The organism is Pseudonocardia sp. DR1-2 (assembly GCF_023717215.1).
In the GTDB taxonomy this organism is placed as follows: domain Bacteria; phylum Actinomycetota; class Actinomycetes; order Mycobacteriales; family Pseudonocardiaceae; genus Pseudonocardia; species Pseudonocardia alni.
On sequence record NZ_JAMQOF010000004.1, the window covers coordinates 473,056 to 485,626 of the forward strand.

Consider the following 12,571-nt stretch of genomic DNA (forward strand, 5'->3'; position numbering starts at 1 on the left):
CCGCGGGCACCCGGCGCCGACCGTGACGCCCGCCGCATCGGCGGGCGCGGCCGCCGCCCGTACCGGATGGCACCATCGCTGTCATGATCCGTCGCTCCCCCGGCACCCCGTCCCGCGACCGGCGTCTCGCTCTCGGGCTCGCGGGGCTGCTCGGCACCGCCGCCGTCCTGCACGTGGTGCGTCCCGAGCCGTTCGACTCGATCGTGCCGCGCAGCCTGCCCGGGGAGCCCCGGTTCTGGACCTACGCCTCCGGGGCCGCCGAGGGCGCCGTCGCCGCGGCGGTCGCGCATCCGCGGACCCGGCGTGCGGGCGGCTGGGCCGCGGCAGCGCTGTTCGTGGCGGTGTTCCCGGCGAACGTGTCGATGGCGCTGCACTGGGACCGCAAGGACCCGCTGTACCGGGCGATCGGCTGGGGACGGCTGCCGCTGCAGGTCCCGCTGGTGCTGTGGGCGGTGCGGATCGCCCGCAGCGCCCCGCGCGGCTGACCGGAGGGTGGACCGCCGGTAGACCGAAGTCGATCGTCCACCGCCCGATGCCCGCTGCACCGGACGGACCCGCCGGGGTCTGATGGCGCCGGGCCCGGGACCGCCGGCGTCCACGTCGTCGCTCGGGGGGACACATGACGTCGTCGACCACGGTCCGGGACTCCGCCGCTGCACCCACGGCGGTTCCGCGGCTCGCGCGGCTGCCCGTCGGGATCGTCGCCGGGGTGGTGGCCGTCGTCCACCTCGTCATGGGGGCGCTGGGGCGCGGGTACTGGTTCGACGAGGCGCTGATGCTGGCGATCGGACGGCACCACCTCGACTGGGGGTCGGCCGACCAGCCCCCGGTCGCACCGGCGCTGGCCGGGCTCGCCGACGTCCTCGCACCCGGGGTGAACGGGGTGCTGCGGATCGCGCCGTCGCTGGCGACGGCGGGTGCGGTCGTCGTCGCCGCACTGATCGCCCGTGAGCTGGGCGGCGACCGCCGCGCCCAGGTCCTCACCGCGCTCGCCCAGGCCACCGGGCTGTGGGTGACGCTGTTCGGGCACTTCCTCACGCCGTACTCGCTGGAACCGCTGCAGTGGGCGCTGCTGCTGTGGCTGCTGGTGCGCTGGACCCGCGTGCGCGACGACCGGCTGCTCCTCGCCGTCGGCCCGCTCCTCGGCCTGGCCGCGCTGACGAAGTTCCAGGTGATCCTGCTGGGCGCGGTGCTGGTCCTCGCGATCGGCGTGGCCGGGCCGCGGGCGATGCTGCGGCGGCCCGCGTTCTGGTGGGCCGCCCTGCTCGGTGCACTGATCGCGTCACCGACACTGGTGTGGCAGGCCGTGCACGGCTGGCCGCAGCTGCGCATGACGTCGGTCGTCGCGCAGGAATCGGTGCTGTTCGGCGGGCCGGGCCCCAACGCGGTGGCGATGCTGCTGCTGGCCGGGCTGCTCGGCACCGTGCTCGTCGTGGTCGGGGCGGTCGCGGCGTTCACGACGCCGCGGCTGCGGCCGTACCGCTTCGTCGCGGTGACCTTCCTCGTGCTGTGGATCGTGTTCGCGGTGACCGTGGGGCGTGCCTACTACCTGTGCGGTCTGCACGGTGCCGTCGCCGCGCTCGGGGCGGTGTGGTTCCAGGAACGGCGCGCGACCGGGCGACGGCGGTGGTCCTGGGTGGCGTGGCCGGCCGGGGTGCTGTCGGTCGCCCTCGCCGCGGCGATGCTGTCCGCGAGCGCCGGGGCGGCCGACCCCGCCGTGCCGGAGCGGATCGTCGGCGAGGTCGCCCGCGTCCGCGACGGGCTGCCCCCGGACCAGCGGGACCGCTCCGTCGTGGTGGGCGGCTCGTACATCTTCGCCGCCTACGTCGACACCGCCGACCCCGCGCTCGGCCTGCCGCCCGGGTACAGCGGCAACCGCAGCTACGGCTACTTCGACCCGCCCCCGGACGACCACGACGTCGTGATCTTCCTCGGCAAGGACCCCGGCCTGCTGGCGCCCAGCGGGGTGGTACTGCGACCGGTCACCGACCTCGGCGACGGCAACCGCGTCTGGCTGGGCGAGGGCATGACGCACCCGTGGTCGCAGGTGTGGCCGCAGCTGCGGACGCTCGTCGTGGACTGAGCCCGGCCGGTCCGGGCCCGCCCGGGTAGCGTCGCGGTCGTGCCCGAGGGAGACACCGTGTACCTGGCCGGCAAGCGGCTGCACACCGCGCTGTCCGGGCACGAGCTGCTGCGCGGCGAGCTGCGCCATCCGCGCCTGGTCGAGCACGACCTGGCCGGGCTGACCGTGACCGGCGTCGTCTCCGTCGGCAAGCACCTGTTCACCCGCTTCGACGACGGCCGCAGCCTGCACAGCCACTTCCGGATGGACGGCTCCTGGCACCTGTACCGGCCCGGCATGCGGTGGCGCCGGGTCGCGCACGAGGCGCGCGCGGTGCTGGAGACCGCCGACCGGGTCGCCGTCGGGTTCGCCCTGCACGACCTGGAGCTGCTCCCCACCGACGACGAGGACACCCTCGTCGGGCATCTCGGGCCCGACCTGCTCGACCCGGAGTGGGGCCCCGGCCACGACGCCGAGGCGCTGCGCCGGATGACCGCCCGGGCCGACCACCCGCTCGGGCTGGTGCTGCTCGAACAGCGGGTCATGGCCGGTCTCGGCAACCTCTACCGCAACGACATCTGCTTCCTGCTCGGGCTCACGCCCTGGGTGCCGATCCGCGACGTGCCCGACCTGCCCGGGGTCATCGACCTGTCGCGGCGGCTGCTGTCGTCGAACAAGGACCGCCCGGAGCAGACGACGACCGGCTCGCTGGCCGCCGGCGAGGCGCACTGGGTGTTCGAGCGGCCCGGACGCCCGTGCCGCCGGTGCGGGACCCGCATCCGGACCGCCGACCAGGGCGACGACCACCGGGCCCGGGTCACCTACTGGTGCCCGCGCTGCCAGACGGGACCGTCCCCGCGCCCGGTGCGCCGGGCCACCGGCCCGCGCCGCGGTGCCCCCGGGCGACCGCCGCCCGGCGCCGCCCGCACCCGCTGACCCCTGCCGCAACGGGCGCGACCGGCGGCCGGGGCCCGCGGAGGGCCGCCCGGGCCCGGACACACGTCCGCCGCGGTCCCTGGGCGGGGCCGCGGCGGACGGTGCGGAACGGGCGAGCGGCTCAGGCGGTGCCGGGCTGCTGCTGGTTCTGGGTGTTCTGCTGCTGGGCCGGCGCCGGCGAGGACGGCAGCTGCTGCTGCGGCTCCCCCTGGCCCACCTGCGGGGCCTGCTGGCCCCCGGCGATCGGCGCCCCCGACATCGACGCCCGGATCTGCTCCAGCCGCGACATGCCGGCCATGTCGGTGGTCGACTGCTGGACCTCCAGCATCCGGCCCTGCACCGAGTTCTGGGCCAGCTCCGCGGACCCGAGCGCGGTGGCGTACCGCTTCTCGATCTTGTCGCGGACCTCGTCGAGCGAGGGGGCGTTGCGCGGCGCGGACAGCTCGCTCATCTGCTGCAGCGACTTCGCGGCCTGCTCCTGCATCTTGGCCTGCTCGAGCTGGCTGAGCAGCTTGGTGCGCTCGGCGATCTTCTGCTGCAGCATCATCGAGTTCCGCTCGACGGCCTGCTTGGCCTGTGCGGCGGCACCGATCGACTGGTCGTGCAGCGTCTTGAGGTCCTCGACGCCCTGCTCCGCGGTCACCAGCTGGGTCGCGAAGGTCTGCGCCGACTGCTCGTACTGCTGGGCCTTCTGCTCGTCGCCCTGGGAGCGGGCCTGGTCGGCCAGCACGAGTGCCTGCCGCGCCGACGACTGCAGCTTCTCGATCTCACCCAGCTGCCGGTTCAGCTTCATCTCCAGCTGGCGCTGGTTGCCGATCACCGCGGCCGCCTGCTGCGACAGCTGCTGGTGCTGGCGCTGGGCGTCCTCGATGGCCTGCTGGATCTGCACCTTCGGGTCGGCGTGCTCGTCGACCTTCGACGAGAACAGGGCCGACAGATAGCTGAAGAACTTGGTGAATCCGTTGGCCATCTCTGCGCGTCCTCCGCCTGCGTTCGCTCGCGACCGTGCCCGCCACCACGGCGGGCGTGCGGACCCCGGACCGACCCCGCGTTCCCCCCGTGGTCGGCACCGGACCTCCGGCCCTGTCCATCCTGGCATCGCTGCCGGTCTGTCCGCACCCTACCGCGCAGGAGCGGTCGGCCGGGGCGGGCCGTGCGATCAGGCGGCCGAGGCCACCGGCCCGCCCGAGGACGCCGGTGCGGCGACCACGGAACCCGGCCGCCCGGCCAGCCGCAGCTCGGCGTGCCGCTGCCCGATCGGGACGAGCACGTCGTCGCGACGGCCCGCGGCCGCGGCGGACGTCGCCGTCGCCATCTCGGCGGCGACGGTGGTCAACAGGTCCGGCACGGAGACCCCGAGCGCCTCGCAGATCGCCGCGAGCAGCTCGCTGGAGGGCTCCTTGCGCCCGCGCTCGACCTCGGAGAGGTACCCGAGGCTCACCCGCGCGGCCCGCGAGATGTCGCGCAGCGTGCGCCGGCGCGCGGTGCGCACCTCACGCAGCCCACTGCCGATCGCTTCCCGCAGCAGCATGTGCCCTCCTCGACTGCTCCCCGGACACCCGGTGATGTCTCACCGTACCGACTTCCCCGGTTCCCACGCGCCGTGACGCTGTCCGCCCACGGCGAACACCTCAACGCCGTGCGGGCCCCGGATCGTCCCCGCAGGTCAGGCGGGCCGGGGGCGGACGGCCTTGCGGACGTAGTCGGCGCCGGTCACCACCGTGAGCACCAGCGCGACGGCCATCACCGCCCACTGGAGGACGAGCACGGCGGTCGCGGCGGCGGTGCCGGGGCCCAGCAGCTCCGGCAGCGGCAGCAGGAACAGCCCGATCGCGACGGTCTGGGCGACGGTCTTGGCCTTGCCACCGCGGCTGGCCGGGATGACCCCGCGACGGCGGATCACGACGAAGCGCAGCGCGGTGATGCCGAGCTCGCGGACGACGATCACGATCGTCACCCACCACGGCAGCACCCCGAGGATCGACAGCCCGATCAGGGCGGCGCCCATCAGGGCCTTGTCCGCGATCGGGTCGACCAGCGCACCGAACCAGGTGACGAGCCCGCGGCTGCGGGCCAGCTGGCCGTCGAGCCGGTCGGTGGCCGCCGCGATGACGAACACGGCGAACGCGACCAGCCGCCACACCACGTTCTCGCCGCCGTCGACGAACAGCGCGACGACGAACACCGGGACGAGCAGCAGCCGCAGGACGGTCAGCGCGTTCGCGATGTTCAGCAGCGGCGGGTCACCGATTCCGGCGGTGCCCCCGGCCGGGTGCGAGCTCATCCGGCTGCGGAGGCCGCCGGGACGGCCGCGGCCGGCACACGCGGGTCGAGCAGTTCCAGGGCCTCCACCAGCAGGTCGACACCCTCGGTGTCCACGACGCGGCAGCGGACCAGGTCACCGGGTCGCAGCGAGTCCGGCTCCGGGCCGTCCTGTGCCGCCCCGACGACGGTGGACTCGCCGTCGGCGTCGGGGCCCTGGTGCGCGGCGCGGCCGGTGCAGTCGTCCTCGTCGCTCTCCCCGGACTCGACGAGCACGACGACCTCGGTGCCGATGCGTTCCTCGGCGCGCTGTTCCATCAGCTCGTCGACCAGTGCGGAGATCCGCGCGACACGGGCCTGCACCTCGGCCGGGTCGACGTGGCCGTCGTAGCCCTCGGCCTCGGTGCCGTCCTCGTCGGAGTAGCCGAACACACCGACGGCATCGAGCCGGGCGCCGGTGAGGAAGGCCTCCAGCTCGGCGAGGTCCTCCTCGGTCTCGCCGGGGAACCCGACGATGACGTTGGAGCGGATCCCCGCCTCCGGGGCGAGCGCGCGGATGCGCTCGCAGAGGTCGAGGAAGTCGGTGCGCGACCCGAAGCGGCGCATCCGGCGCAGCACCCGCGCCGACGCGTGCTGGAACGACAGGTCGAAGTAGGGAGCGACGCCCGGCGTGGTCGCGATGACCCGGAGCAGGTCGGGCCGCAGCTCGGCCGGCTGCAGGTAGGCGACCCGGATCCGCTCGACCCCGTCGATCCCGGCGAGCTGCGGGAGCAGGTCGACCAGCGCGCGGGTGCCGCCGGGGAGGTCCTTGCCGTAGCTGGTGGAGTTCTCGCTGACCAGCACGATCTCGCGCACGTCCTGCCGGGCGAGCCAGGCGGCCTCGCCGAGCACGTCGGCCGGCGGGCGGGACACGAAGCTGCCGCGGAAGCTCGGGATGGCGCAGAAGGCGCAGCGGCGGTCGCAGCCCGACGCGAGCTTCAGCGACGCGACCGGCCCGCCGGACAGGCGGGTGCGCGCGATGTCGGGCACCCAGTCGTGGCCGGGGACCGAGACGTCCGCCGTCGCGGCCGGGCGCTCGACCGGGGAGATCGGCAGCAGCGTGCGGCGGTCGGTGGGGACGTGCGGGGCCGGGGCGTGCCCGCCCAGGACGTCGCCGAGGCGCTCGGCGAGCTCGGGGTAGGCGTCGAAGCCGAGCACCGCGTCCGCCTCGGGCAGGTCGGCGGCCAGCTCGGCGCCGTAGCGCTCGGCGAGACAGCCCACGGCGACGACCTTCGCCCCCGCCGGGCGGGCCACGTCCGAGGCGGCCAGCACGGTGTCGATCGAGTCCTTCTTCGCCTGCTCGACGAATCCGCAGGTGTTGACGACGATGACGTCGGGGCTGCCGTCCTCGGCGTCGACCAGCTCCCAGCCGGACCCGGCCAGGCGGCCCGCGAGCTCCTCGGAATCGACCTCGTTGCGCGCGCAGCCCAGCGTCAGCAGGGCGGCGCGGCGGGGTGCGTTCTCGGGGGAAGCCACGGGTACCAGGGTAGACGCCGGGTCCGACGGCCCCGGTCTAGGCTCTCCTGCCGTGCCCGAGCCCGTCCCCGCCCCGGTTCCCGACGTGATCGTCCGCCGTGCCCGCACCCGCGACGTCCGCCGGATCCGCGAGCTCGTCGACGAGTACGCGGGCACGGTGTTGCTGGCCAAGGAGACCGTGACCCTCTACGAGGCGGTCCCGGAGTTCCTCGTCGCCGAGGTCGACGGCACGGTCGTCGGCTGCGGCGCCCTGCACGTGCTCTGGGAGGACCTGGGTGAGATCCGCACGGTCGCGGTGTCGCCGTCGGTGCTGGGCCGCGGGGTCGGGCACCGCATCGTCGCCGCCCTGATCGACGGCGCGCGCGAGCTCGGGCTGGAACGGCTGTTCGTGCTCACGTTCGAGAAGCAGTTCTTCGCCCGGCACGGCTTCGCCGAGATCGACGGGACGCCGGTGTCGGCCGAGGTGTTCGCGGCGATGCTGCGCAGCTACGACGCCGGCGTCGCCGAGTTCCTCGACCTCGCCCACGTGAAGCCGAACACCCTGGGCAACGTGCGGATGCTGCTCACCCTCTGACCTCAGCCGGTGGCGGCCCTCACCGCCGCGACCACGGCCCACACCAGCGCGGCGACGATCGCGACGACCAGTGCCACCAGCAGCAGCACCGGCGCCAGCGCCACGACGACGCCGATCAGCACCTTCGCCGCGGTCCCGAGCGCGGCGAACCCGCCCTTGATCGCGCCCCACACCGGGTTGTCACCGCGGGCGAGGGCCTTGCCCGCCCCGAGTGCGGCGCCGAGACCGGGCCCGCCGTCGGCCGCCATCCGCTCCAGCGAGTCGGCCAGGCGGTCGACCTGGTCGCAGGCGAGCGCGGCGAGCCGGTCGACGAGTGCGGCCAGGAGCCGCTCCCCGGCGTCGCGCAGCTGCGTCATCGGGTCGGGCGGCGCCGGCGGGGTCGCCGTGCGCGGCGCCCGGGCCTGCGGGACCGCGGGGGCCTCCTGTGTCGCGGTGCTCATCGGGTCCTCGCGGGTACGGCCATGACGATCGGTCCTCTCGGTTCCGGGTGTGTGTCGGTTTCCGCCCGCCCGGGCGGGGGAACGCTGCAGTTCGAGCCGACGAGCGGAGGGAGCGCGCCCATGCGGCCACCGGACCGGTCGACGCTGGACCTGCTGCTCCTCGGCGCGATCCACGACGCCCCCGGCGACGGGGCCGCGGTCCGCGACGCCGTGCTCGACCGCTCGGGCGGCGCGCTGGCCCTGTCGGCGGGCCCGGTGTACCGGGCACTGCACCGGCTCGAACGGAACCGGCTGGTGCGACGCCCGGCCGGCAGCCGCGGGTACCGGCTGACCCCGGGCGGGGAGCGGGTGCTGAGGTCACGGACCCGCGAGTTCGAGGCGCACGTGCGGGCGGTGCGCGCGGTGCTGCCCGGCGGGGGTGTCACGAGCGGTGCCGGGGCAGCAGCGGACCGAGCGGGCCGAGCTCGAGGTTCAGGTCCGCCGCGGTCAGACCGAACTCCGCGGTGAGCTCGTCCATCGCCTCCTCGAGGTGCATGAGGGCGGTGCCGAGGTCCTCGACCTCGTCGTCGGTGAGGTCACCCTGCTCGACACGGCGCAGCGCCTGGCGCTCCATGAGCTGACGCAGCAGCTCGACGATCGTCAGCACCAGCTTCATGAGGTCGCGGCGGACGGCGTCGCGGTCGATGTCGATCCGGCCGCCGGGGCGCGGGTCAGGCGTCATCGGGCGGTTCCTCCCCCGTCTGCCGCCCGGCCGGGGCGATCGACACGATCAGCGCGCGCAGCGAGATGCGGATCAGGTCCACCCCGGCCAGCGAGACGGTGACGTCCCCGGCCAGCACGACCCCGCCGGCGAGCAGCCGGTCCAGCAGATCGACCAGCGCGACCTCGCGGTGGGCGAGGCCGGTCTCCCCCGTGCTCACCGCTCCTCCTCGACGAACGAGTACGGCACCCACGGCCCGGTGACCTCGACGGTGAGCCCGGCGCCGTCCGCGGCCCCCGTGACGGCGGCGCGCCAGGTGTCGCGGTCGGCGTCGTCGACCAGGTAGGCGCCGTTGAGGACCATCGGCTCGGTGCGGCCGGTCAGCGCGGGGGCGTGCAGCCGGTGCCGTCGCGTCGTCACCGCGGCCCGCGCCGCCGCCTCGTGCAACCGTTGCGCCGCGGCGTGGGCGGCGTCGTCGTCACCCGCGACGCGGTCGAGCTCCCGGCGACGGCGGCGCAGGTACTCGGCACCGGACGAGGCCCGCCCGGCGTCGCGGCCCTCCGGCCGCGGCGTGGCGTAGGCCTTCACGCCCCACTCGGTGCGGCCCCGGAGCCGGTCCAGGACCTCGGCGAACGCGGTGCGCCGTTCGGTCAGCACGGCGCGGACCCGGTCGTCGTCGCGGTAGACCGTCGCGAGGGCGAGCGGCGCGACGACGGTGCGCGCACCGAGCGCGTCGACGACGGCGTGGTGCTCCCGCGCGGTGGTCGCCAGCCAGGTCAGGTCCTCCAGCCGGGCGGTCAGGGCGCTCTCGCCGAAGTCGGACTCGGGGACGGTGCCGGTGGCGGCCCAGAGCGCGTCGCCGCCGGTCACCGTGTGCACCGGGCGGCCCCCGATGCCCGTGAGCCCGGCCAGGTCGGGCGGGGCCGCGTCGCCCACGGCGTAGACGTAGGTCAGGTCCACGGCTCAGTCCTTCCCGCGTGCCGGGCGACGGGTGGTGGTCGTGCGGCGCCGCCGGGTGGCGGCGGGGCGGGTGCGACGCGGTGGGGCCTCGGGTCCGTCCCCGTCCCGGTCCGCGACGGCCCGGTCGATCGACCTCTCGACGGCGGCGTCGTCGGCCCGGGCCGACTCCCCGTCGGGACCGTCGTGGGTGTCGTCGGACGGCGTGGACCGCTCGTCGGCGGGGAGCAGGCGTTCGAGGCGCTCCACCCGGTCACGCAGCCGTGCGTTCTCCTCCTCCAGCTCGTCGCGGCCGCCCGACAGCGTCGGGTCGCGCTCCCACCAGTCGATGCCCATCTCCTTGGCGCGGTCCACCGAGGCCACGACCAGGCGGATCTTGATGGTCAGCAGCTCGATGTCGAGCAGGTTCACCTGGATGTCGCCGGCGATGACGATGCCCTTGTCCAGGACGCGCTCGAGGATGTCGGCCAGGTCGGTGCCCGACTGCCGGGGTGGTTGCTCGGCGCGGCGCTGCGGCGCACCGGGGCTGCTCCAGCGGACGGCGTCGCTCATGGTCCTCCCTCAGTCGTCGTCGCCGCGGCCGCGCGGGTAGCGCCGGACCCGCTGGTACGACATCAGCTCGGCCTCGTCGTCGAGCTCGGCCTCGTAGACCGCGAGGACGTCGGAGGAGTCGGGGATGCGCTCGGTCTCGACGACCTCGACACCGACCAGCCAGCTGTCGTCCTGCCTGCGGACGAACGTGACCCCCTCCGGTGCGCGGCCGGTCATCTCCACGATCTGTTCGACGGCGGCGCGGGCGGCCGCGCGGGCGCCGATGCGACGCCGGGGTGGGTCGGGTCGCTCCTCCGGCTCCTCGTCCTCGGAGGCCTCGGGCCCCTCGTCCTCCGTCACCTCGTCGTCCGGTCCCTCGTCCTCGGGGGAGTCGTCCTCGTCGTCGGCACCGAGCTCGTCCACCATCGGCTCGGGCTCGGGCTCGGGCTCCTCCTCCTCCTCCTCGAACTCGGGATCGGGCTCGTCGACGTCGAGATCGGTCTCCCGGTCGTCCCCGGTGTCGGTGTCGGCCCCGTCGCCGGGCCGGACCTCGTCCCCGGTCCCGTCGTCGGCCCCGGTGTCGTCCAGGACCTCCTCGTCCTGGTCGCCCACCGGCTCCCGGTCCGGCTCGTCGCGGCCGGCGCGTCCCCGCCGCGGGCCTCCGCCCGCCGGGCGACGCCGCCGCTGCGGGGACTGCTCCTCCGTGTCGTCACGGCGACGTCGTGGCGTCGCCGAGGCCCGGTCGCCGTCGCGGGGCCGGGTGCGGCGCGCGGGCCGCTCCCGGGTCGCACCGTCGTCGCCGGACCGGCGACGACGGGCGGGCTCGTCCCCGGCGGAGCGACGACGCACCGGCCGCTCGCCGGTGTCGCGACGCCGCTCGGACCCGCCGTCGGGTGCACCGCGTCCGTCCCGCTCCGACGGCGCGTCGGCCGCCCGGTCGTCCGCGGTGTCGGAGCGGCGGCGCGACGACCCGCCGTCGGCCCGACGGCGCCGCCGGGGCGGTTGTCCCCCGTCCGCCGACCGGCGGCGCGGCGCGGCGTCGTCGTCCGCCGACCGGCGGCGGGGCGGGTCCTCCCCGTCCCGCGACCGACGCGGCGGAGCCTCCCCCGCCCGTCGCCGCACCGGAGCCTCCGATCCGTCCCGCCGACGGGCCGGCTCTCCCGACCTGCGACGACGCGGTCGCTCGTCGGACGGCCGGTCCTCCGGCTCAGCCACGGCCGTCCCCCGGTCGCCCCGTCAGCCGGGCCAGCAGGACCTCCTGACGCGCGTCGCGGTCGGCCTCGGAGATCTCCCCCTGCTCGTAGGCCCGTTCGACCTCGTCGATCTGCCGGCGCACCGCGACCGGGTCGTAGAGCCGGGCGTGGGCCTGGTCCTGCAGCTGCTCCCCCACCCAGACGACGCCGCGCAGCGGTGCGAGCGGCAGCCCGAGCAGGCCGCGCAAGAGCCCCATCAGCCCTCGGCCTCCGGTGGTTCGGGCAGGAAGTCGTACGGTGCGACCGGGCCGATCAGGCGCAGCCGCACCCGCTCGTCCCACTCGTCGCCGAGCGCGTCGACGGCCTGCTCGAAGTCGCCGACCCGGTCGCGGTGCACCAGCAGCGCCAGTTCGACGGCGCCGTCCTCGGCGGCGGGCTCCTTCACCGACGTCGCGACCGCGAACGGGCCCAGCCGCTCCACGGCGAGGTCCGCGTCGTCGGACCGGATGCGCTCGACGTGGCCCGCGATCGCCTCACCGAGCCGGATGCGCTCGTAGTACGTGGCGTCCGGGTCCTTGCCGCGCACGGCCTCACCGAGCTGCTGGATCTCCGGGTCGGCCTCGACGATGCCCGCCACCAGGCGGTCGGAGTCGTAGCGGCCGGTCAGCACGAACTGCCGGCAGCCGTCGAGCTGCTCCAGCGCCCAGGCGAAGTAGTCCTGGTGCGCGGCGAGGAGCTCGTCGACGACGGCGCGGTCGTCGTCGACGACGCCGCCGAACCGCATCGGCAGCACGGTCGTGCTCCCGGCCAGGGTGTTCACGGTGCGCTCGTGGGCCAGGAGGTCCTCGCGGCTGCCCAGCGGGGCGTCGCGCGGGACGTCGCTGACGACTGCGGCGAGCCGCCCGTGGTCGATCACCGCCACCTCCTCACCGCCGCCGACGGGGGTCAGCCCCTCGGGCAGGTCGATGTCGGCGGCGACGACGGCGTAGACGTAGGTCGCGCTGCTCACCCGCTCTTCTCCTTCCGCGAGCGACGCTCACCCCGGAGGTCGTCGAACTTCTCCTTGCCCGCCTCGATCACTCCTTTGGTGGCTCCTTTCGAGACCCCTTTCGAGCCGCCCTCCGAGATGCCGCTGACGACCTCGCCGAGGTCCTTGCCGCCCTTCTGGTGCAGGTCGAGGCGGTTGGTGGCCTCGGCGAACCGCAGGTAGGTGTCCACACTGGCGACGACGATGCGGGCGTCGATCGTGACAAGCTCGATCCCGACCAGCGACACCTTCACGAAGATGTCGATGACGAGACCCTTGTCCAGGATCAGGTCGATGACCTGGGCGAGGTCGCCCTGCGGGGCGCGGTCGACCCGGCCGCCGCCCCCCTGTCGATGGCTGACGGTCACGGTGTC

17 protein-coding genes and 1 pseudogene are annotated in these 12,571 nt (G+C 75.2%); 5 read left to right on the forward strand and 13 right to left on the reverse strand.

The features are described from left to right. Positions 1-83 precede the first annotated feature (83 nt). The 3 genes from ND486_RS14495 (at position 84) to ND486_RS14505 (ending at position 2,998) form a co-directional block, all read left to right on the forward strand. Complete coding sequence (locus tag ND486_RS14495; RefSeq protein WP_251784767.1) at positions 84-485, forward strand: MauE/DoxX family redox-associated membrane protein; 402 nt, start codon at positions 84-86, stop codon at positions 483-485. A 134-nt stretch (positions 486-619) separates the two neighbouring features. Continuing rightward, positions 620-2,083: a glycosyltransferase family 39 protein gene (locus ND486_RS14500; protein ID WP_251784768.1), complete on the forward strand. Its 1,464-nt coding sequence runs from the start codon at positions 620-622 to the stop codon at positions 2,081-2,083. 39 nt (positions 2,084-2,122) lie between these two features. Further along, a complete protein-coding gene (locus tag ND486_RS14505) occupies positions 2,123-2,998 on the forward strand; it encodes a DNA-formamidopyrimidine glycosylase family protein (protein ID WP_251784769.1) in 876 nt (291 codons plus the stop codon). 121 nt (positions 2,999-3,119) lie between these two features. On the opposite strand, the gene ND486_RS14510 is transcribed toward ND486_RS14505, so the two are convergent. The 4 genes from ND486_RS14510 to rimO form a co-directional block, all read right to left on the reverse strand. Further along, complete coding sequence (locus ND486_RS14510; protein ID WP_208819455.1) at positions 3,120-3,968, reverse strand: PspA/IM30 family protein; 849 nt, start codon at positions 3,966-3,968, stop codon at positions 3,120-3,122. 189 nt (positions 3,969-4,157) lie between these two features. Further along, entirely contained in the window at positions 4,158-4,529 is a 372-nt protein-coding gene (locus ND486_RS14515; protein ID WP_062401203.1) for a helix-turn-helix domain-containing protein, read from the reverse strand. 135 nt (positions 4,530-4,664) lie between these two features. Next, the gene (gene pgsA / locus ND486_RS14520) at positions 4,665-5,282 is read right to left on the reverse strand and encodes a CDP-diacylglycerol--glycerol-3-phosphate 3-phosphatidyltransferase (protein ID WP_251784770.1); all 618 of its coding nucleotides are present in this window, start codon (positions 5,280-5,282) and stop codon (positions 4,665-4,667) included. After that, positions 5,279-6,775, reverse strand: a complete 1,497-nt coding sequence (gene rimO, locus ND486_RS14525; protein ID WP_062401199.1) for a 30S ribosomal protein S12 methylthiotransferase RimO — start codon at positions 6,773-6,775, stop codon at positions 5,279-5,281. The genes pgsA and rimO overlap by 4 nt, the downstream gene beginning before the upstream one ends. A 52-nt stretch (positions 6,776-6,827) precedes the next feature. On the opposite strand from rimO, the gene ND486_RS14530 reads away from it, so the two are divergent. Continuing rightward, positions 6,828-7,349, forward strand: coding sequence for an amino-acid N-acetyltransferase (locus tag ND486_RS14530; RefSeq protein WP_100880044.1), 522 nt, complete (start codon positions 6,828-6,830; stop codon positions 7,347-7,349). 2 nt (positions 7,350-7,351) lie between these two features. Here the strand turns inward: ND486_RS14530 and ND486_RS14535 are convergent, their stop codons facing one another. Then, a complete protein-coding gene (locus ND486_RS14535) occupies positions 7,352-7,789 on the reverse strand; it encodes a hypothetical protein (protein ID WP_251784771.1) in 438 nt (145 codons plus the stop codon). 120 nt (positions 7,790-7,909) lie between these two features. Here ND486_RS14535 and ND486_RS30040 point away from each other — a divergent pair, with 120 nt between their 5' ends. Continuing rightward, on the forward strand, positions 7,910-8,296 hold the full coding sequence (locus ND486_RS30040; RefSeq protein ID WP_224403155.1) for a PadR family transcriptional regulator: 387 nt from the start codon (positions 7,910-7,912) through the stop codon (positions 8,294-8,296). On the opposite strand, the gene ND486_RS14540 is transcribed toward ND486_RS30040, so the two are convergent. The 8 genes and pseudogenes from ND486_RS14540 to gvpJ form a co-directional block, all read right to left on the reverse strand. Beyond that, positions 8,211-8,510: a gas vesicle protein K gene (locus ND486_RS14540; protein WP_062401193.1), complete on the reverse strand. Its 300-nt coding sequence runs from the start codon at positions 8,508-8,510 to the stop codon at positions 8,211-8,213. The genes ND486_RS30040 and ND486_RS14540 overlap by 86 nt on opposite strands. After that, entirely contained in the window at positions 8,500-8,709 is a 210-nt protein-coding gene (locus ND486_RS14545; protein ID WP_251784772.1) for a gas vesicle protein, read from the reverse strand. Before ND486_RS14545 ends, ND486_RS14540 begins: the two co-directional genes overlap by 11 nt. Next, positions 8,706-9,449 (reverse strand): GvpL/GvpF family gas vesicle protein, encoded by a 744-nt coding sequence (locus ND486_RS14550; protein ID WP_251784773.1) that lies wholly within the window; start codon positions 9,447-9,449, stop codon positions 8,706-8,708. The genes ND486_RS14545 and ND486_RS14550 overlap by 4 nt, the downstream gene beginning before the upstream one ends. Before the next feature lie 219 nt (positions 9,450-9,668). Beyond that, positions 9,669-9,998 (reverse strand): annotated as a pseudogene (locus ND486_RS14555) (gas vesicle protein); the annotation flags it as partial. Positions 9,999-10,007: 9 nt separating this feature from the next. Further along, positions 10,008-10,826 (reverse strand): gas vesicle protein GvpO, encoded by an 819-nt coding sequence (gene gvpO / locus ND486_RS29770; protein ID WP_251784774.1) that lies wholly within the window; start codon positions 10,824-10,826, stop codon positions 10,008-10,010. 358 nt (positions 10,827-11,184) lie between these two features. Then, entirely contained in the window at positions 11,185-11,427 is a 243-nt protein-coding gene (locus ND486_RS14565) for a gas vesicle protein GvpG (protein WP_073578106.1), read from the reverse strand. Next, complete coding sequence (locus ND486_RS14570) at positions 11,427-12,179, reverse strand: GvpL/GvpF family gas vesicle protein (protein WP_251784775.1); 753 nt, start codon at positions 12,177-12,179, stop codon at positions 11,427-11,429. The genes ND486_RS14565 and ND486_RS14570 overlap by 1 nt, the downstream gene beginning before the upstream one ends. Continuing rightward, positions 12,176-12,565: a gas vesicle protein GvpJ gene (gene gvpJ / locus ND486_RS14575; protein WP_062401185.1), complete on the reverse strand. Its 390-nt coding sequence runs from the start codon at positions 12,563-12,565 to the stop codon at positions 12,176-12,178. The genes ND486_RS14570 and gvpJ overlap by 4 nt, the downstream gene beginning before the upstream one ends. Positions 12,566-12,571 lie beyond the last annotated feature (6 nt).